This window comes from Pseudomonas sp. GW821-FHT04C07 (genome assembly GCF_059420325.1).
Map to the genome: position 1 here is coordinate 171822 of NZ_JBWKTM010000009.1, position 20024 is coordinate 191845.

The following is a 20024-nucleotide window of genomic DNA, read 5'->3' on the forward strand; positions in this document are numbered from 1 at the left end:
GACTCAAAAACGGATAACTCCTACATCAGACCAGCGTTTTTCATGCGTCGTCGGGGACGGTTTTGGCTGTTAGAATCATCCGTCGTTTTTTCAGGAGTTTGCCCCCGTGATCACTTCCCGCCTGCGCACTTTGCGCGACCACATCCGTTGGGCCGTCAGCCGTTTTCATGGGGAGGATTTGTTTTTCGGCCATGGGACAGACAACGCCTGGGACGAAGCCCGTCAATTGGTGCTTGGCGCGTTGCACCTGCCTTGGGAAATTGCCGACAGCTATCTGGACTGCCGCCTGGAAGATGACGAGCTGGTCAACCTGCAACGGCTGCTCAAGCGTCGTATCGAGGAACGAATCCCGACGGCTTATTTGCTGGGCGAGGCGTGGTTTTGCGGTATGTCGTTCATCGTTGACGAGCGAGTGCTGATCCCGCGTTCACCGATCGGCGAGCTGATCGAAAAACGTTTCGAACCGTGGTTGGGCACCGAGCCTGCACGCATTCTTGACCTGTGCACGGGTTCCGGCTGCATCGGCATTGCCTGCGCTTATGAATTCCAGAACGCTGAAGTGGTGCTGGCCGACCTGTCGTTCGAAGCCCTGGAAGTTGCCAATCAGAACATCGAGCGTCACGGTGTCGACGAGCGCGTATTCACAGTTCAAGGTGATGGTTTCGATGGGCTGCCGGGCCAGCGCTTCGACTTGATCGTTTCCAATCCGCCGTACGTCGATGCTGAAGATTTCGCCGACATGCCGGATGAATACCAGCATGAGCCAGAACTGGGGCTGGCTTGTGGTGAGGACGGCTTGAATCTGGTGCGACGCATGCTCAGCGAAGCGGCGGATCACCTGACCGAAAAAGGTTTACTGATCGTCGAAGTCGGCAACAGCCAGGTGCACGTCGAAGCGCTGTACCCGGAAGTGGATTTCGCCTGGCTGGAATTTGAACGCGGCGGCCACGGCGTGTTCATGCTCACTGCCGAGCAGTGCCGTCAGCATCAGGCATTGTTTGCTTCAAGGGTTTGATGGCGGGAAAACGCAATCGCGCAGGCTGCGATCTTTGATCGTTCCCATGCTCCCGCGTGGGAATGCAGCCCGTGACGCTCTGCGTCACAAAGCGGACGCGGAGCGTCCGGTAAGGCGTTCCCACGCAGAGCGTGGGAACGATCATCGCAGGCTGCGCCAGCTTCTACCCCTGTTTACCAGCCTCCAGCATATTCTCCGGTCTGACCCAGGCATCGAACTCTGCATCTGTCAGATAACCCAATTGCAGCGCAGCCTCGCGCAGGGTCAGGCCTTCGCCATAGGCTTTCTTGGCGATTTCTGCTGACTTGTCATAGCCGATATGCGGGTTCAGCGCCGTCACCAGCATCAAGCCGCGCTCCAGGTGCGCCGCCATTTGCACAGGGTCAGGTTCCAGCCCGGCAATGCAATGCTGCTGGAAGTTGCTGCACCCATCGCCCAGCAAGCGGATCGATTGCAGCAGGTTATGGATGATCACCGGTTTGAACACGTTCAGTTGCAGGTGGCCCTGGCTGGCGGCGAAACCGATGGCCACATCGTTGCCCAGTACCTGGCAGGCGAGCATCGACAGCGCTTCGCATTGGGTCGGATTGACCTTGCCGGGCATGATCGAACTGCCGGGTTCATTGGCTGGCAGTTTTACTTCTGCAAAACCGGCTCTAGGGCCTGAGCCCAGCAAGCGCAGATCATTGGCGATTTTCATCAGGGTCACGGCGAGGGTTTTCAGCGCGCCGGATAACGTGGTCAGCGGCTCGTGGCCGGCCAGTGCGGCAAACTTGTTCGGTGCAGTGACGAACGGCAGACCGGAGAGGGCGGCCAGTTCGGCAGCGATCGCTTCGCCAAAACCGTGAGGCGAGTTGAGCCCCGTGCCAACGGCGGTGCCGCCCTGAGCCAGTTCGCACACCGCAGGCAACGCGCTTCGAATCGCCTGTTCGGCATAGTCGAGCTGCGCTATAAACGCTGAGAGTTCCTGGCCAAAGGTGATCGGCGTCGCGTCCATCATGTGCGTACGGCCGGTCTTGACCAGCTTCATGTGCCCTGCCGACAGCTGTGCCAAACCACCGGACAGTTCGTTGATTGCCGGCAACAGATGTTGCTGCACCGCTTGGGCGGCAGCGATGTGCATGGCGGTGGGGAAGCAGTCGTTGGAGCTCTGCGAGCGGTTGACGTGATCGTTGGGATGCACCGGGCTTTTGCCGCCGCGCGGATTGCCGGCCAGTTCATTGGCGCGCCCGGCGATTACCTCGTTGACGTTCATATTGCTTTGGGTGCCGCTGCCGGTCTGCCAGACCACCAGCGGGAACTGGGCATCATGCTCGCTATTGAGCACCTCGTCGGCGGCCTGTTCGATCAGGCGGGCGATGTCGGCGGGCAGGTCGCCATTGCGGTTGTTGACCCGTGCAGCGGCCTTCTTGATCAGTGCCAGTGCGTGCAGCACCGTAATCGGCATGCGTTCGTTGCCGATGGCGAAGTTGATCAGCGAGCGTTGCGTTTGAGCGCCCCAGTAGGCGTCATCAGGGACTTCAATCTGGCCAAGGCTGTCGGTTTCGATACGGCTCATCGGTCGCACTCCTGTTGGTCTGATTCGCCAGTTTAGGCCGTGATCTGCCATTAGGGTTCCATTAGTCGATTTTTCTACCGTTCAACCCTTGCAAATCAGGTGTGGCAAGGCTTGGGGTTGAGTGACAGAGTTTTTTAGGCGCAGAATGGTCGCCCTTGGGGTTTTACCTCGCCAGCTAGAAAAGGAAACTTGATGACTCGTTTTCGTGCCATCTGTACCGCGGTTGTTCTGGTTTGCGCCAGCGGCCAGGTTCTTGCCGATACCGCCAGCCACAACGCCAGTGCCGAAGCCTTCCTGACTCTGGCACACGCCGACAAGCTCGGTACCCCGGTGTACATGCAAGTGCAGCAAATGTTCGCCCAGCGCTTTGAACAAACCAAGGCCCCGGAGTCCAAAAGAGCCCTGTTGGAAACCTACCAGGCCAAGGCCAACGCCGCTCTGGACCAGGCCATTGGCTGGAATAAACTCAAGCCGGACATGGTCAAGCTCTACACCACCAACTTCAGCGAGTCCGAACTCAAGGACCTGGTAGCGTTCTACCAGTCGCCGCTGGGCAAGAAAGTCCTGGAAAAAATGCCGCAGCTGACTCAGCAATCGGCCCAGATGACCCAGGCCAAACTGGAAAGTGCGGTACCTGTGGTCAACAAGCTGCTCGCTGACATGACCGCCGAACTTGAGCCAAAAGCCGCAGAAGCGCCGGCCAAGAAAAAGCCTTGAGCGGAGTCGGGAATGACCATGCAACAACGTATTGAATCGGCGCTGAGCGCATTGCAGCCCGAGCATCTGCAGGTACTGGATGAAAGCCATATGCACAGTCGTGGGTTGCAAACCCACTTCAAGGCAGTGCTGGTCAGTGAACAGTTTGCCGGGCTTAACAGCGTCAAGCGCCACCAGAAGGTTTACGCCACTCTCGGCGAGCTGATGGGGGAGTTTCATGCGTTGGCGCTGCATACCTACACGCCTGAAGAATGGGCGAAGATCGGCGCGGCTCCGGCATCGCCGACTTGCGCCGGCGGCAGCAAGCATTAAAAGATCGTAGCCTGCAGCAGCTCCTGCGGGGGCGCGCAGGGCGGGCTTTTGCAGGAACTGCTGAAGGTTCGAGCCGCGTTCGGACGATCTTGACGATCTAGAGCCAATCGCAGCTGTTTTTGCTAGAATCCGCAACGCGCCGCTAATCAGTCGGCGCGTTTTTTTTGCGTCCGGTTCACCCTTTACGAGGGTAGCCACCTGGAGATTACCCATGACACAAAACATTGTCGTGGCGGCACTGTATAAGTTCGTCACCCTTGAGGATTACGTCGCCCTGCGCGAGCCATTGCTGCAGGCGATGGTCGATAACGGCATCAAAGGCACGTTGTTGATCGCTGAAGAAGGCATCAACGGCACCGTTTCCGGTAGCCGTGAAGGCATCGACGGGCTCATGGCCTGGTTGAAGAGCGATCCACGCATGGACGACATCGATCACAAAGAGTCGTACTGCGAAGATCAGCCGTTCTATCGGACCAAGGTCAAGCTCAAGAAAGAGATCGTCACCCTCGGCGTTGACGGTGTCGACCCGAACAAACAGGTCGGCACCTATGTCGATCCGCAGAACTGGAACGCACTGATCAGTGACCCGGAAGTACTGCTGATTGATACCCGCAACGACTATGAAGTCTCGATCGGCACCTTCGAAGGCGCGATCGACCCGAAAACCACCAGTTTTCGCGAGTTCCCTGACTACATCAAAGCCAACTTCGATCCGGCCAAACACAAGAAAGTCGCCATGTTCTGCACTGGCGGCATTCGTTGCGAGAAGGCTTCGAGCTACATGCTCAGCCAGGGCTTCGACGAGGTGTATCACCTCAAAGGCGGCATTCTGAAGTACCTCGAAGAGGTACCGCAGGAAGAAAGTCAGTGGCGCGGCGACTGCTTTGTTTTCGATAACCGGGTTACCGTGCGTCACGATTTGAGTGAAGGCGACTACGATCAGTGTCATGCCTGCCGTACACCCATCAGTGTCGAAGACCGCGCCAGCGAGCACTATGTGGCCGGCATCAGTTGCCCGCATTGCTGGGATAAGCTGAGCGAGAAAACCCGACGCAGTGCCATCGACCGGCAGAAGCAGATCGAACTGGCGAAAGCCCGCAACCAGCCGCACCCGATTGGTTTCAACTACCGTCAGCCATCCGAGGCCTGAGCCATGTCCGCACGCCTGCTCTATGTAATGGACCCGATGTGTTCCTGGTGCTGGGGCTTTGCTCCGGTGGCCGAGGCCCTGGTAGAGCAGGCTCAAGCCGCGGGCGTTGAATTGCACCTGGTGGTCGGCGGCTTAAGGACCGGCAGTGGTGCAGCACTGGAACCGACCACGCGGCGTTACATCCTTGAGCATTGGCAGGCGGTCACCGAGGCCACTGGCCAACCGTTCAAGTTCGAGGGCGCTTTGCCCGACGGTTTTGTCTATGACACCGAGCCGGCCTGCCGGGCGGTGGTCACCGCGCGCAGTCTGGCACCGGATTGCGCCTGGAAACTGCTCAAGCTGATTCAGCACGCCTTTTATGCTGAAGGTCGCGACGTCACCCTCGCCAGTGTGCTGGTGGATCTGGCTGAAAAAGCTGGTGTGCCGCGTATCGAGTTTGCAGCAGCTTTCGATCGCGCCGAGCAGCACGCGGCGACGGCGGCGGATTTCACCTGGGTGCAGGACCTGGGTATCGCTGGTTTCCCGACCTTACTCGCTGAGCGCGATGGTCAACTGGCGCTGTTGACCAATGGCTATCAGCCGCTGAACGAACTCTCCCCATTGCTCGGTCGTTGGCTGGAGCGTGCCGCCTGTGCATGATCAACCCGATAGTGTGGAGCAACCCAAGCGAATCGATCGACTGAGTTGGGCGGAAATCCGCCGTTTGGCGCTACATCACAAGAAATCCCTGTGGATTGCCAACGGCGTAGCGGTGTTGGCGACGCTGTGCAGCGTGCCGATCCCCTTGCTGTTGCCATTGTTGGTGGATGAAGTGCTGCTGGGGCGTGGCGATGCCGCGCTCAAGGTCATGAATCACGCTCTACCGACAGACTGGCAAAGAGCCGCAGGTTACATCGGCCTGATGTTGCTGATTACCCTGACACTGCGTTGCGGCGCGTTGCTGTTCAACGTGCTGCAGGCGCGATTGTTCGCAAGCCTGGCCAAAGATATCGTCTACCGCATTCGTGTCAGGCTGATCGAGCGACTCAAGCGCATCTCCCTCGGCGAGTACGAAAGTCTGGGCAGCGGTACGGTGACCACCCATTTGGTCACCGATCTGGATACCGTTGATAAATTTGTGGGTGAAACCCTCAGTCGCTTTCTGGTGGCCATGCTGACACTGGTCGGGACCGCGGGCATTCTGGTCTGGATGCACTGGCAGCTGGCGTTGTTGATTCTGCTGTTCAATCCGCTGGTGATTTACGCCACGGTGCAACTGGGCAAACGGGTCAAACACCTGAAAAAACTGGAGAACGACAGCACTTCGCGATTTACCCAGGCGCTCACCGAAACCCTTGATGCGATCCAGGAAGTCCGCGCTGGCAATCGCCAGGGCTTTTTCCTCGGGCGTCTGGGCCTGCGGGCGCAGGAAGTTCGCGACTATGCCGTGAACTCACAATGGAAGACCGACGCCTCCAGCCGGGCCAGCGGTTTACTGTTCCAGTTTGGCATCGACATCTTTCGTGCGGCGGCCATGCTCACCGTGCTGTTCTCTGACCTGTCCATTGGCCAGATGCTGGCGGTGTTCAGTTATCTCTGGTTCATGATCGGTCCGGTCGAGCAATTGCTCAATTTGCAGTACGCCTACTACTCGGCGGGTGGGGCGTTGACGCGGATCAATGAGTTGCTGTCGCGTGCCGATGAGCCGCAGTATCCCGGTGGTAATAACCCTTTTCAGGGGCGCGAGACGGTGGGGATCGAGGTCCGCGGTTTGAGCTTCGGTTACGGCGACGAATTGGTGCTGGATCAGATGAACCTGTCCATTGCTCCCGGCGAAAAAGTCGCGATCGTTGGTGCCAGCGGTGGTGGCAAAAGTACCCTGGTGCAATTGCTTCTAGGGCTCTATACGCCGCTGTCGGGCAGCATCCGCTTCGGCGGTTCGACCCAACAGGAAATCGGTCTGGAAACCGTGCGCGAGCATGTCGCAGTCGTGCTGCAGCACCCGGCGCTGTTCAACGATACGGTACGGGCCAACCTGACCATGGGGCGTTTACGCAGTGATGAGGCCTGCTGGCAGGCGCTGGAAATTGCCCAACTGGATACCACCGTCAAAGCCTTGCCGCAGGGGCTGGATAGTATCGTCGGGCGCTCCGGGGTGCGCTTGTCTGGCGGTCAGCGACAGCGTCTGGCTATTGCGCGGATGGTCCTGGCTGAACCCAAGGTGGTGATACTCGACGAGGCCACCTCTGCGCTGGACGCTGCTACCGAGTACAACCTGCACCAGGCGCTGGCGCGCTATTTAAACGGCAGGACAACATTAATCATTGCTCACCGTCTGTCTGCGGTAAAACAGGCTGATCGAGTACTTGTGTTTGATGGCGGGCATATTGCCGAAGATGGCGACCATCAGCAGCTGATTGCCGACGGCGGCCTGTACGCCAAGCTTTATGGCCATCTGCAGCAAGTTCAACAACCTTGAGTTTTGACCGCTTTTCTGTGCTTAGTGCTTGAATTCCTTAGGAAAAATGTTGCTCTTGCGGCGTTCAACTTTTGCCTTGCAACTAAATAGATTTCGAACGACGCATCGATCAGTTCGAATTATTGGAAATTAGCCTAGTCTGTGCTGTTAGGAGCAGAGCTCACTCGGGTGTTCATCTGGCAGTGCTTATGCAAGGGACCTCATGAAGCAAACGCGGACTCTCGGAACACCACGATTATTGGGTATCGTCTGGCCATTTATTGCCGTTGTGTTATTTCAGGCATTGCTGGGCGGCGTCAGCCTGTACGTTCTGTCAGCGGTGCGCGGCTATGTTGCGGGTGAAAGTCTGTGGTCCAAGGGCCAGAAAGACGCTATCTATTACCTCAATCTGTATGCCGACAGCCGCGACGAAGCGATTTTTCTCAAGTACCAGCACGCCATCGCCGTGCCGCAGGGTGGGCATGAGCTGCGTATCGCCCTGGATCGTCAGCCCCCGGACCTTGACGCTGCACGTCTGGGGATCCTCAATGGTGGTAACCATCCGGATGACATATCAAGCCTGATCTGGTTGTACCTGAACTTTCGCCACTTCAGCTACCTGGAAGAAGCCATCAGTCGATGGACTGTGGGCGATAGCTACCTGCTACAACTGGATACTGTCGCCAGGGAGATGCACCGGGGCATCATCAGTGATCAAGCCAAACCTGCCGATTTTCAGCGCTGGAAGGCCTTGATACTTGCCATTAACGACAGTGTGACGCCCGCTGCCAAGGCCTTTAGCGATGCATTGGGCGAAGGGTCTCGGGTCATTCTGAGATTGTTGCTGTACACCAATCTGGCCACAGCGCTGGTGTTGATCGCCCTGGCACTATTGCGTACCCACAAGCTTCTGAAGCAGCGCCACGCATTTGCCGATGCCTTGCAGCTGGAAAAAGAACGGGCGCAAATCACGCTGCAATCCATTGGTGATGGCGTTATCACTACGGATGTCGGGGGAGCGATCGCTTACATGAACCCGGCGGCTGAAGAGCTGACTCACTGGAAAGCCGAGCAGGCCAACGGTCTGCCGTTGGCTGCGTTATTCAATCTTTTGGATGAAAACGCCCAGACTGATGGTTTTACCCTGATCGAGCACATTTTGAGTGGTCAACTCAGTGGTGGCAGTGAGCACTCCAAACTCATTCAGCGCCTGGACGGCAGTACCGTGTCGGTCACCCTGGTCGGCGCGCCGATCCAGAACGCCGGTAAAGTCAGCGGCACGGTACTGGTGCTGCACGACATGACACAAGAGCGTCAATACATCGCCAATCTGTCATGGCAGGCGACTCACGATGCTCTGACGGGCCTGGCCAATCGTCGTGAATTCGAATATCGGCTCGAACAAGCCCTGCACAATCTGGCACGCCAGCCGGGCCGCCATGCCTTGATGTTTCTCGACCTGGATCAGTTCAAGTTGGTCAATGACACGTGCGGGCATGCAGCGGGCGATGAACTGCTTCGGCATATCTGTGCCTTGTTGCAATCGGGCTTGCGCGAAGGCGATACCCTGGCGCGCCTGGGTGGAGATGAATTCGGCATTTTGCTTGAAAACTGCCCGCCGGACGCCGGAGAGAAGATCGCCGAGGGGTTGCGCCAGACCGTGCAGAACCTCCATTTCGTATGGAAGGGCCGGCCTTTTCTGACCACGGTCAGCATCGGCCTGGTTCACGTCGCGCAAACGCCCACAACCCTTGAGGCGTCATTGCGTGCCGCCGATATGGCCTGCTACATGGCCAAAGAGAAAGGGCGTAATCGGGTGCAGGTCTACCATGCCGACGATTCGGAGTTGTCCTTGCGCTTTGGCGAGATGGCGTGGGTGCAACGACTGCACATGGCGCTGGAGGAAAACCGCTTTTGTTTATATGCCCAGGAAATCGCTGCGTTGGGTCAGACGGAGCGCGGGGGCGGGCATATCGAAATATTGCTGCGGTTGCATGACGAAGCAGGGCGAATGATTCTGCCCAACAGCTTTATTCCCGCCGCCGAACGTTACGGGTTGATGACATCGCTGGATCGTTGGGTGGTACAGAATGTATTCAAGATCATCGCCCAATGTATTGCTGAAGAGCGCGAAGGGCCGATGGCCATGTGTGCGATAAACCTCTCGGGCATCACTATCGGAGATGACGACTTCCTGGACTTCCTGCGTGAGCAGTTCATTGCCTACGCTGTCCCTCCTGAAATGATTTGTTTTGAAATCACAGAAACCAGTGCAATTTCCAATCTGGGAAGTGCAATTAGATTTATTAATGAGCTCAAAGGCTTGGGATGCCATTTCTCACTAGATGACTTTTGTGCTGGTATGTCCTCGTTCGCCTATCTTAAACATTTACCTGTAGACTTCTTGAAGATCGATGGAAGTTTCGTAAAGGATATGCTGGACGACCCGATTAACCGCGCTATGGTCGAAGTGATCAATCACATCGGTCATGTCATGGGTAAGCGCACGATTGCAGAGTTTGTTGAAACACCTCAGATTGAGCAGGCCTTGCTGGAAATCGGAGTGGATTACGCTCAAGGGTACATTATCCAACGCCCGCAATTGTTTACCTGTGACAGCCTGCAGTGTCGGCCCGCGCGACCACAGCCTTTGTTATTCAAGGCGCCTGGCACGTTCCGTTGAAATCTCTTGCTGATCCGTACAATCACAATCAAAAGGAGCTCGACAGTGATCGACACGTTCAACAGAACCGGCCCGCTTATGGAAGCCGCAAGTTATCCCGCCTGGGCTCAGAAGCTGATCCAGGATTGCAGCGAGAGCAAACGCCGGGTGGTCGAGCACGAACTGTATCAGCGCATGCGCGACAACAAGCTCAGCGCCAAAACCATGCGTCAGTACCTGATCGGTGGCTGGCCTGTCGTTGAGCAGTTCGCTTTGTATATGGCACAAAATCTGACCAAGACCCGCTTTGCACGTCATCCCGGCGAGGACATGGCGCGACGCTGGCTGATGCGTAACATTCGAGTAGAACTCAATCATGCTGATTATTGGGTGCACTGGAGTCGTGCGCACGGCGTCAGTCTGGAAGATTTACAGGCGCAACAGGTAGCGCCAGAGCTTCATGCCCTGAGTCATTGGTGCTGGCACACCAGTTCGGCCGATTCGCTGATCGTGGCGATTGCCGCGACCAACTATGCCATTGAGGGGGCTACAGGCGAGTGGTCGGCGCTGGTTTGCTCCAATGGCATCTATGCGGCGGCGTTCCCGGAGGAAGACCGCAAGCGAGCGATGAAGTGGTTGAAAATGCATGCCCAGTACGATGATGCTCATCCATGGGAGGCGTTGGAAATCATCTGCACGCTGGCGGGTCTGAACCCAGACAAATCACTGCAAGTCGAGTTACGCCAGGCCATTTGCAAGAGCTACGACTACATGTACCTGTTCCTGGAACGTTGCATGCAGCTGGAAAAGGCTCCGGTGGTTCGTAAGCACATGGCGCTGGCCGAGGATTGACTCCAGCCGACAGGTTTACCCCGCCATCGCCAGCCGGTTGCGGCCTTCACGTTTTGCCACATACAAAGCGCTGTCTGCCCGGCGCAACAGGCTTTCGGCTGACTCACCGGGTAACAGGGTGGCGCAGCCAAGGCTTACTGTGAGTTCGATAAGCGTGTCATCCGCTAAATAATCCTGAGCCTGTACTGCATGACGTAGCCGCTCGCCAACCATGGCGGCGGCCTCTCGGCCAGTGTTGGAGAGCAGGATCAGAAACTCCTCGCCGCCATATCGAAACACCATATCGACATTGCGCAACTGGTCCTTGATCGAGGCGGCTACGGCCTTGAGCACCTTGTCGCCTGCGCCGTGACCGTGGCTGTCGTTGATTCTCTTGAAGTGGTCGATATCCAGCATCAACAGCGATAGCGGTTGCAGATGCCGACGGGACATTTCGATTTCCCGTTGAAACGTCTGATCCATGGCGATCCGGTTGCCGGTGTCCGTCAGCGGGTCGCGCAGCGCGCTACGAGTGGCTGCCCGGTATAGCAAGGCATTACGGATCGGGTAGAGCAGGGAAGACAGTAGAGACTCCAGGTTGCCCAGATCCTGTTCGCTAAAGCGCTGATTGCGTCGAAACACCAGCTCACCCAAGTGTTCGCCCTCATGGCTGAGGCTGTAGCTCACACAATGGTGTCCGCGCTGGCCGAACGCCAGGCGCAAATCGCTGGCCTGGTGCTGGTAGCTCAAGGCATCCAGTGGAACGAGTCGCTGAATTTCGCGGAAGAACAATCCCAGAATGTGTTGTGGCTCAAGACTGGTTTGCAGCTGTAGGCCTAGTTGCTGGCGCAATTGCGCAAGGCTGACGGGGCGTTGTAGAAGGGGTGACTGCTGACCAAAGCCCAGGCGTTGCAATTTGGCGCTATCAAAGTCAATTGCGTTGGTCTGGGTAGGTGATTTCATATGGTGTGAGCCCCTAAGCACGTAATGCTGTCTTACAGGCTGGGTGAGAGCGGCTTCGGGCTGCGCGTCATACTGGTCCATCAGTCCCGTAGGACAAGTAACTGCAGTCTAGTCTGCTTTGCCGAACGTTATAAGCCCCGGCTCAGGCGATGCCCGCTTCGCTAACACGCTGCGTGTCTGAACAGTGTTAGAGCGAAAGTCGTGCCATTCGGTTCGGTAAATTAAAAATCGTTATAATTCAATCGGTTGGTCGGTAATGGCGTCAATGCGTATGGACGCCGCGGCATTTGTTTGGCTTCAATAACAGGCCTGATGACCTTGTTGCGTGCGCCGCGACGGTATTCCGTCGCGGTGGTTGAAGGGGATTACTGAGCGTCGAAGGCCTGGCCGTTGATGCCGGTGCTGTCCGGCCCCATCAGGTACAGATACACCGGCATGATTTCTTCAGGTGTCGGATTGTTGCTCGGGTTTTCGCCTGGATATGCCTGAGCCCGCATGCTGGTGCGGGTAGCGCCGGGGTTGATGCTGTTGGCGCGCACTGGTGCGACGGTGTCCAGTTCGTCGGCCAGGGTTTGCATCAAGCCTTCGGTCGCAAACTTCGAGACCCCGTAGGCGCCCCAGTAGGCGCGGCCTTTGCGTCCGACACTGCTTGAGGTGAACACCACCGATGCGTCCTGGGATAGCTTGAGCAGCGGCAGCATGGTGCTGGTCAGCATGAACATCGCGTTGACGTTGACTTGCATCACGCGCATGAAGTTTTCGCCGGACAGCTGTTCCAGCGGGGTGCGCGGGCCAATGATCGACGCGTTGTGCAGCAGGCCATCGAGGTGTCCGAACTCGGTTTCGACCATGGCCGCCAGCTCATCGTATTGATGCGGCAGTGCGGTTTCCAGGTTGAACGGAATGACTGCGGGTTGTGGATGACCGGCCGCTTCGATTTCGTCATAGACCCGGGTCAGATTGGCTTCGGTCTTGCCCAGCAGCAGCACGGTGGCGCCATGAGCTGCAAAGGTCTTCGCGGCAGCAGCTCCAATGCCACGGCCAGCGCCGGTGACCAGGATGACCCGGTCTTTGAGCAATTCAGGGCGGGCGGAGTAATCAAACATAAGAAACCTCAACAAAATTCACAGAAGCCCCCCCCTGTGGGAGCGAGCTTGCTCGCGATGGACTTGAAGCTGACGCGTTTGGTCAGGAAACACGCGTTATCGTTAACGACCATCGCGAGCAAGCTCGCTCCCACCACAGGAAAGGCGATCAGCCACGCAAACCATCAGGAAAGTCGCTCAGCAACCACACAGGGCGCTATCCAGAACCTTACGCAACTCCAGTGGATGATCGACCACCACATCCGCCCCCCAATGACTGGGGTTGTCGTCTGGATGAATATAGCCCCAGGTCACCGCGGCAGTTTTGGTGCCTGCGTCGCGGCCTGACTCGATATCGCGTAGGTCATCGCCAACAAACAGCACGTTGGCCGGATCCAGGTCGAGCATCTTGCAAGCGAGGATCAGTGGTTCGGGATCAGGTTTGCTGTTTTTCACATGATCCGGGCAGATCAGCACCGCCGAACGCTCCGCCAACCCTAGTTGCTGCATGATCGGTTCGGCAAAACGTACCGGCTTATTGGTGACGACGCCCCAGATCAGATTGGCTTTTTCGATGTCCGCCAACAGCTCGGCCATGCCATCGAAAAGTTTGCTATGGACTGCGCAGTCTTTCAGGTAACGCTCCAGAAACTCCAGGCGCAGTTCCTCGAAACCCGGTGATTCCGGGTCCATCGAAAAGGTCACGGCAACCATGGCCCGCGCACCGCCGGAGATTTCGTCGCGGATGTGCTTGTCGCAAACCGGTGCCAGGCCGCGATCGGCGCGCATGCTCTGGCAAATGGCGATAAAGTCCGGTGCGGTGTCGAGCAGAGTGCCGTCCATGTCGAAAAGAACCGCTCTGATACGCATGGGCTTATTCCTCCCGCAGGGTCTGGATCATGTAGTTGACGTCAACGTCCGTCGCCAGCTTGTAGTGCTTGGTGAGCGGGTTGTAGGTCAGACCGATGATGTCCTTGACCGTCAGACCGGCCGAGCGGCTCCAGGCGCCGAGTTCGGAAGGGCGGATGAATTTCTTGAAGTCGTGGGTGCCGCGCGGCAGCAGTTTCATGATGTATTCGGCGCCGACAACGGCGAACAGGAATGCCTTCGGATTGCGATTGATGGTGGAGAAGAACACTTGGCCGCCTGGCTTGACCATGCGGAAGCAGGCGCGGATCACCGAAGAGGGGTCTGGCACGTGTTCGAGCATTTCCAGGCAGGTGACCACGTCGAATTGCTCCGGCATTTCTTCGGCCAGGCCTTCGGCGGTGATCTGCCGGTACTCGACGCTGACGCCGGATTCCAGTTGATGCAGCTGGGCCACGGCCAGCGGCGCTTCGCCCATGTCGATACCCATCACCGTTGCGCCGCGCAGGGCCATGGCTTCGCTAAGGATGCCGCCGCCGCAGCCGACGTCGAGGACTTTTTTGCCGGCCAGTTTTACCCGCTCGTCAATCCAGTTGACCCGTAACGGGTTGATGTCGTGTAGCGGTTTGAACTCGCTTTCACGGTCCCACCAGCGATGGGCCAGGGCTTCGAATTTGGCAATTTCAGCGTGGTCGACGTTGCTCATGGGGGGCATCCTCTAAATCTAATAAATTCTGCGGTAAGCCTTGAATGTCAGTTCAAGGTTTCTATCTATTGGCGATGACCGCTGATGCGTTTGCCCCAGGCTACGGCTGTGGCGCAAAGCTGTTGTTCATCCAGGCGGGTCAGGCGCCGGTCGTCGAGCAATTGCTTGCCGGCGACCCAAAGGTGTTTCACACAGTCTCGGCCGGTGGCATATACAAGCTGCGAGACCGGGTCGTAAATGGGTTGCTGCGCCAGGCCGGAGAGGTCAAAGGCCACCAGGTCGGCAGCTTTGCCGACTTCCAGTGAGCCGACTTCGGCGTCCAGTCCCAGCGCTCGTGCGCCGTTGAGCGTGGCCATGCGCAATGCGCGATGGGCATCCAGGGCGGTCGCCGAGCCAGCGACGGCCTTGGCCAAAAGTGCTGCGGTGCGGATTTCGCCGAGCAGATCCAGGTCATTGTTGCTGGCTGCGCCATCAGTGCCGACAGCAACGTTGACCCCGGCCTGCCACAAACGCTCGACCGGGCAGAAACCACTGGCCAGTTTCAGGTTCGATTCCGGGCAATGAATCACGCTGCTGTTACTTTCTACCAGCAAAGCCAGGTCGTCATCGCTGATTTGTGTCATGTGAACGGCCTGGAAGCGCGGACCGAGCAAGCCCAGGCGCCCCAGGCGGGCCATTGGTCGCTCGCCGCGCTGCTCGACGGATTGCTGTACTTCAAACGCGGTCTCATGGACGTGCATATGAATCGAGGCATCCAGCTCCTCGGCAATGACCCGGATTTTCTCGAGGTTCTCGTCGCCGACGGTGTAGGGTGCATGAGGGCCGAAGGCGATCTTGATGCGCGGATGGTGCTTGAGATCGCCGAACAGCTCGATGCCCTGACGGATGGCCTCATCGGCATCGCTTGCACCGGGAATCGGAAAGTCGAGGATCGGGATGGCAATTTGTGCGCGAATACCGCTGTTATGCACGCGTTCACTGGCGACTTTCGGGAAGAAATACATGTCCGAGAAACAGGTGATGCCGCCTTTAAGCTGTTCTGCGATGGCCAGATCGGTGCCATCGCGAACAAAGTCCTCATTGACCCACTTGGCTTCGGCGGGCCAGATGTGCTGCTCCAGCCAGGTCATCAGCGGCAAGTCATCGGCCAGGCCGCGAAACAGGGTCATCGCCGCGTGCCCGTGAGCATTGATCAGGCCAGGGCTGAGCAGTATGCCCGGCAATTCGCGGACTTCAGTGGCGTTGAGTTTCAAGGCGTCGGCGCGCGGGCCGATGAATGCAATGCGGCCGTCACGGATGCCCAGGCCATGCTCTTTGAGGACCACACCGGCGGGTTCGACAGGTACCAACCAGGTCGGCAGCAATAATAAGTCGAGCGCAGCGGCAGGGTTCGGCATCGAGGGTGGGTTCCAGTGCTTTATAAAGGATGGCGAAGTATACCCGAGCGTCTTCGCGGGCGGATCGCTATAATCGGCGGCTTTTGTACATGAGTACGGGGTGAGGCATGCGCGATCGACTGTTGGCTGCGGAGAAGGTAAAGGCCATCGATTGGCGGGATGATGCCCTTTATCTGCTCGATCAGCGCATTTTGCCGTTCGAAGAACGCTGGATTGCCTACACCGGTGCAGCCGGTGTGGCCGAAGCCATTCGCTCGATGGTTGTGCGTGGTGCCCCGGCCATTGGCATCAGTGCGGCCTATGGTGTAGTGCTGGCGGCGCGCACGCGGTTTGCCGCCGGCGGTGACTGGCAGGCAGCTCTTGAGGAGGATTTTGCCTTGCTCGCGGATTCGCGGCCGACGGCGGTCAATCTGTTCTGGGCGCTGAACCGCATGCGCGAGCGTCTTGAACGGCTAAAAGGGCATGCCGATCCGTTGTCGGTCCTTGAGGCGGAGGCCTTGGCCATTCATGAAAGCGATCGCGAAGCCAATCTGACCATGGCGCAATTGGGTGTCGATCTGATCCGCAAGCATCAGGGCAATGCTCAAGCCATTTTGACGCATTGCAATACTGGTGCCTTGGCCACGGGCGGCTTTGGCACGGCGCTGGGAGTGATTCGTGGTGCCTGGCTGGAGGGTATGGTGGAGCGGGTCTACGCCGATGAAACCCGGCCTTGGCTGCAGGGCTCGCGGCTCACTGCCTGGGAGTTGGCCAACGAAGGTATTCCCGTCACGCTGAATGCCGACTCGGCCGCGGCACACATCATGAAAACCAAGGGCGTGACCTGGGTGATCGTCGGTGCTGACCGGATTACCGCCAATGGCGATGTGGCGAACAAGATTGGCACCTATCAGTTGGCGGTGTGCGCCATGCACCACGGGGTGCGTTTCATGGTGGTGGCGCCGAGTTCGACCATCGACATGACCTTGGCCAGCGGTGACGATATTCCTATCGAAGAGCGTGATGGCAGTGAGCTGCTGGAAGTCGGCGGCAAGCGCGTCGGGGCTGATGTGGGCGCTTTCAATCCGGTTTTCGACGTCACCCCGGCGGACCTGATCGACGCCATCGTCACCGAAAAAGGTATTGTCGAGCGGCCCGATACCGCGAAACTGGCTCAGTTGATGTGTCGCAAGCGGCTGCATTGATGGTGGTTGGCGTCTGTTAAATCGCTTTCGCGGGCAAGCCTCGCTCCTACAAGTCCCCGATGTTCTGTAGGTGCGAGGCTTGCCCGCGATGAACGATGACGCGGTCTGCAGCACCTGAAGCAGCATTTCGCTTGCGAATCGGGCGCAATAACACCTCTAAGCTTCTCTGGTCCCCTATCAGGCTGTCACCGGTCCACTAACTATGCTCCATGCGCGTCTGGGGGATAGGTGCGTGGCGGCGATTGTGATAACATCCGGCGGTTTCCAAGGTAGCCCGATGTGGCTGCCTTTACTGCGCAGATCCATGGCATAACTCGTTGATTTGTCGTAAGTCGAGGCATGGCACCAAGCCTGCATCGACGAGCTTCGTTCGTCCCATATGGATGCGACGAAGTTTCACCAGAAAAAGGAATCAGGCTTCTCATGGGCGAACTGGCCAAAGAAATCATCCCGGTCAATATCGAAGACGAGATGAGGCAGTCCTACCTCGATTACGCAATGAGCGTAATTGTCGGGCGGGCACTGCCTGATGCGCGCGATGGCTTGAAGCCCGTGCACCGGCGCGTACTGTTCGCGATGAGCGAGCTGGGTAACGACTGGAACAAGCCGTACAAGAAATCTGCCCGTGTTGTCGGTGACGTGATCGGTAAGTATCACCCCCATGGTGATACTGCGGTGTATGACACCATCGTTCGTATGGCCCAGCCTTTTTCCCTGCGCTACCTGCTGGTAGACGGCCAGGGTAACTTCGGTTCGGTCGACGGCGACAACGCCGCGGCCATGCGATACACCGAAGTACGCATGACCAAGCTGGCGCACGAGCTGCTGGCCGACCTGCATAAAGAAACCGTGGACTGGGTGCCGAACTACGACGGCACCGAAATGATCCCCGCGGTCATGCCGACCAAGATCCCCAACCTGTTGGTCAACGGCTCCAGCGGTATCGCCGTGGGCATGGCGACCAACATCCCGCCGCACAACCTTGGTGAAGTCATCGACGGTTGCCTGGCGCTCATCGACAACCCTGAGTTGACCGTCGATGAGTTGATGCAATTCATCCCCGGCCCGGACTTTCCGACTGCTGCGATCATCAACGGTCGCGCCGGCATCATCGAAGCCTACCGTACCGGTCGCGGACGCATCTACATGCGTGCCCGTTCGATCATCGAAGACATCGACAAGGTCGGTGGTCGTCAGCAGATCGTCATTACCGAACTGCCTTACCAGTTGAACAAGGCGCGTCTGATCGAGAAGATCGCCGAGCTGGTCAAAGAGAAGAAGCTCGAAGGCATCACCGAGCTGCGCGACGAGTCCGACAAGGACGGTATGCGCGTCGTGATCGAGCTGCGTCGTGGTGAAGTGCCTGAGGTGGTCCTCAACAACCTCTATGCCCAGACTCAGCTTCAAAGTGTTTTCGGCATCAACATCGTTGCGCTGATTGACGGTCGCCCACGGATCCTCAACCTGAAGGATCTGCTGGAAGCCTTCGTACGTCACCGTCGCGAAGTCGTAACCCGTCGTACCGTGTTCGAACTGCGTAAAGCCCGTGAACGTGGCCATATCCTGGAAGGTCAGGCTGTTGCACTGTCGAACATCGACCCGGTCATCGCCCTGATCAAGGCTTCGCCAACTCCGTCGGAAGCCAAGGAAGCGCTTATAAGCACGCCTTGGGAGTCCAGCGCAGTGGTCGCGATGGTCGAGCGTGCCGGTGCTGATTCCTGTCGTCCGGAAAATCTCGACCCGCAATACGGTCTGCGCGAAGGCAAATACTTCCTCTCGCCAGAGCAGGCGCAAGCCATTCTTGAGCTGCGTCTGCACCGTCTGACCGGCCTGGAGCACGAAAAGCTGCTGGCCGAATACCAGGAAATCCTCAACCAGATCGGTGAGCTGATCCGCATCCTCAACAGCGCTGTGCGCCTGATGGAAGTGATCCGCGAGGAACTGGAAGTCATTCGTGCCGAGTACGGCGATGTACGTCGCACCGAGATTCTCGATGCTCGTCTCGATTTGACCCTGGGTGACATGATCCCGGAAGAAGAGCGCGTCGTGACCATCTCGCACGGTGGCTATGCCAAGACCCAGCCATTGGCTGCGTATCAGGCTCAGCGTCGTGGCGGTAAAGGCAAGTCGGCTACCGGCGTCAAGGATGAGGACTACATCGCCCACCTGTTGGTCGCCAACAGTCACACCACGCTGTTGCTGTTCTCCAGCAAGGGCAAGGTTTACTGGCTGAAAACCTACGAAATTCCGGAAGCATCGCGCGCTGCCCGTGGTCGTCCATTGGTCAACCTGCTGCCGCTGGGTGAGGGTGAATACATCACCACCATGCTGCCGGTCGAGGAATACACCGAAGGTCACTACATCTTCATGGCTACCGCTGACGGTACGGTGAAGAAGACGCCGCTGGAGCAATTCAGCCGTCAACGCAGCGTTGGTTTGATTGCGCTGGAGCTGGACGAAGGCGACGTATTGATTTCCGCTGCGATCACTGATGGCGAGCGCGAAGTCATGCTGTTCTCCGACGGCGGCAAGGTTACCCGCTTCAAAGAGTCCGATGTCCGTGCCATGGGGCGTACCGCTCGCGGTGTGCGTGGCATGCGTCTGCCGGAAGGTCAGAAGCTGATTTCCATGCTGATCCCGGAAGAAGGCAGCCAGATCCTCACCGCTTCGGCGCGTGGTTACGGCAAGCGTACGGCTATCAGCGAGTTCCCTGAGTACAAGCGTGGTGGTCAGGGCGTTATCGCCATGGTCAGCAACGATCGTAACGGCCGTCTGGTCGGTGCAGTCCAGGTGCTCGACGGCGAGGAAATCATGCTGATTTCCGATCAGGGCACACTGGTTCGTACCCGCGTCGACGAAGTTTCCAGTCTCGGCCGCAACACTCAGGGCGTGACCCTGATCAAGCTGGCCAGCGACGAAACACTGGTCGGTCTGGAGCGTGTTCAAGAGCCATCCGAAGTCGAAGGCGAAGAGCTGGAGGGCGAGGAAGCTGTTGAGTTCCAGGGCGGTGCAGTCATCGAGGATGTTGTTGAAGATCAGCAACTCGATGCCGCTGTGGCTGACGACGCCGAACCGCAGGAGTAAACGGATACGCGAGGGGGGCGGATGAAAATTCTCCCCCTTGTTATTTTTCCAGCCTG

The 20024-nt window shown here is 57.9% G+C and carries 16 protein-coding genes; 10 read left to right on the forward strand and 6 right to left on the reverse strand.

What is annotated here, in order from left to right; all coding sequences use genetic code 11:
* Positions 1 to 106 precede the first annotated feature (106 nt).
* Positions 107 to 1015 (forward strand): 50S ribosomal protein L3 N(5)-glutamine methyltransferase, encoded by a 909-nt coding sequence (gene prmB / locus AC07UI_RS18095; RefSeq protein WP_494993786.1) that lies wholly within the window; start codon positions 107 to 109, stop codon positions 1013 to 1015.
* 163 nt (positions 1016 to 1178) lie between these two features.
* On the opposite strand, the gene AC07UI_RS18100 is transcribed toward prmB, so the two are convergent.
* Complete coding sequence (locus tag AC07UI_RS18100; protein ID WP_494993787.1) at positions 1179 to 2573, reverse strand: class II fumarate hydratase; 1395 nt, start codon at positions 2571 to 2573, stop codon at positions 1179 to 1181.
* 192 nt (positions 2574 to 2765) lie between these two features.
* On the opposite strand from AC07UI_RS18100, the gene AC07UI_RS18105 reads away from it, so the two are divergent.
* From AC07UI_RS18105 to AC07UI_RS18135, 7 genes are all read left to right on the forward strand, one after another.
* Positions 2766 to 3290, forward strand: coding sequence for a DUF2059 domain-containing protein (locus AC07UI_RS18105; RefSeq protein ID WP_494993788.1), 525 nt, complete (start codon positions 2766 to 2768; stop codon positions 3288 to 3290).
* Positions 3291 to 3302: 12 nt separating this feature from the next.
* Positions 3303 to 3602 (forward strand): BolA family protein, encoded by a 300-nt coding sequence (locus AC07UI_RS18110; RefSeq protein ID WP_494993789.1) that lies wholly within the window; start codon positions 3303 to 3305, stop codon positions 3600 to 3602.
* Positions 3603 to 3813: 211 nt separating this feature from the next.
* The gene (gene trhO / locus AC07UI_RS18115) at positions 3814 to 4752 is read left to right on the forward strand and encodes an oxygen-dependent tRNA uridine(34) hydroxylase TrhO (RefSeq protein ID WP_494993790.1); all 939 of its coding nucleotides are present in this window, start codon (positions 3814 to 3816) and stop codon (positions 4750 to 4752) included.
* A 36-nt stretch (positions 4753 to 4788) separates the two neighbouring features.
* Positions 4789 to 5391 (forward strand): DsbA family protein, encoded by a 603-nt coding sequence (locus AC07UI_RS18120; protein ID WP_494993861.1) that lies wholly within the window; start codon positions 4789 to 4791, stop codon positions 5389 to 5391.
* Positions 5384 to 7210, forward strand: a complete 1827-nt coding sequence (locus AC07UI_RS18125; RefSeq protein ID WP_494993791.1) for an ABC transporter ATP-binding protein — start codon at positions 5384 to 5386, stop codon at positions 7208 to 7210. The genes AC07UI_RS18120 and AC07UI_RS18125 overlap by 8 nt, the downstream gene beginning before the upstream one ends.
* A 202-nt stretch (positions 7211 to 7412) precedes the next feature.
* On the forward strand, positions 7413 to 9872 hold the full coding sequence (locus AC07UI_RS18130) for an EAL domain-containing protein (protein ID WP_494993792.1): 2460 nt from the start codon (positions 7413 to 7415) through the stop codon (positions 9870 to 9872).
* 78 nt (positions 9873 to 9950) lie between these two features.
* A complete protein-coding gene (locus AC07UI_RS18135) occupies positions 9951 to 10703 on the forward strand; it encodes an iron-containing redox enzyme family protein (RefSeq protein WP_494993862.1) in 753 nt (250 codons plus the stop codon).
* A gap of 15 nt (positions 10704 to 10718) precedes the next feature.
* On the opposite strand, the gene AC07UI_RS18140 is transcribed toward AC07UI_RS18135, so the two are convergent.
* From AC07UI_RS18140 to AC07UI_RS18160, 5 genes are all read right to left on the reverse strand, one after another.
* Positions 10719 to 11645: a GGDEF domain-containing protein gene (locus AC07UI_RS18140; protein ID WP_494993793.1), complete on the reverse strand. Its 927-nt coding sequence runs from the start codon at positions 11643 to 11645 to the stop codon at positions 10719 to 10721.
* Between the two features lie 365 nt (positions 11646 to 12010).
* Entirely contained in the window at positions 12011 to 12751 is a 741-nt protein-coding gene (locus AC07UI_RS18145) for a YciK family oxidoreductase (protein ID WP_494993794.1), read from the reverse strand.
* A 177-nt stretch (positions 12752 to 12928) separates the two neighbouring features.
* Positions 12929 to 13600 carry an N-acetylmuramic acid 6-phosphate phosphatase MupP gene (gene mupP / locus AC07UI_RS18150; RefSeq protein WP_494993795.1) on the reverse strand — a complete coding sequence of 224 codons (672 nt, stop codon included), beginning with the start codon at positions 13598 to 13600 and terminating at the stop codon, positions 12929 to 12931.
* A 4-nt stretch (positions 13601 to 13604) separates the two neighbouring features.
* Positions 13605 to 14303 carry a bifunctional 2-polyprenyl-6-hydroxyphenol methylase/3-demethylubiquinol 3-O-methyltransferase UbiG gene (gene ubiG / locus AC07UI_RS18155; protein WP_494993796.1) on the reverse strand — a complete coding sequence of 233 codons (699 nt, stop codon included), beginning with the start codon at positions 14301 to 14303 and terminating at the stop codon, positions 13605 to 13607.
* 65 nt (positions 14304 to 14368) lie between these two features.
* Positions 14369 to 15700: a TRZ/ATZ family hydrolase gene (locus tag AC07UI_RS18160; RefSeq protein ID WP_494993797.1), complete on the reverse strand. Its 1332-nt coding sequence runs from the start codon at positions 15698 to 15700 to the stop codon at positions 14369 to 14371.
* A gap of 107 nt (positions 15701 to 15807) precedes the next feature.
* On the opposite strand from AC07UI_RS18160, the gene mtnA reads away from it, so the two are divergent.
* Entirely contained in the window at positions 15808 to 16884 is a 1077-nt protein-coding gene (gene mtnA, locus AC07UI_RS18165) for an S-methyl-5-thioribose-1-phosphate isomerase (RefSeq protein WP_494993798.1), read from the forward strand.
* A 423-nt stretch (positions 16885 to 17307) separates the two neighbouring features.
* Complete coding sequence (gene gyrA, locus AC07UI_RS18170) at positions 17308 to 19968, forward strand: DNA gyrase subunit A (protein WP_494993799.1); 2661 nt, start codon at positions 17308 to 17310, stop codon at positions 19966 to 19968.
* The last annotated feature ends 56 nt before the right edge of the window (positions 19969 to 20024 follow it).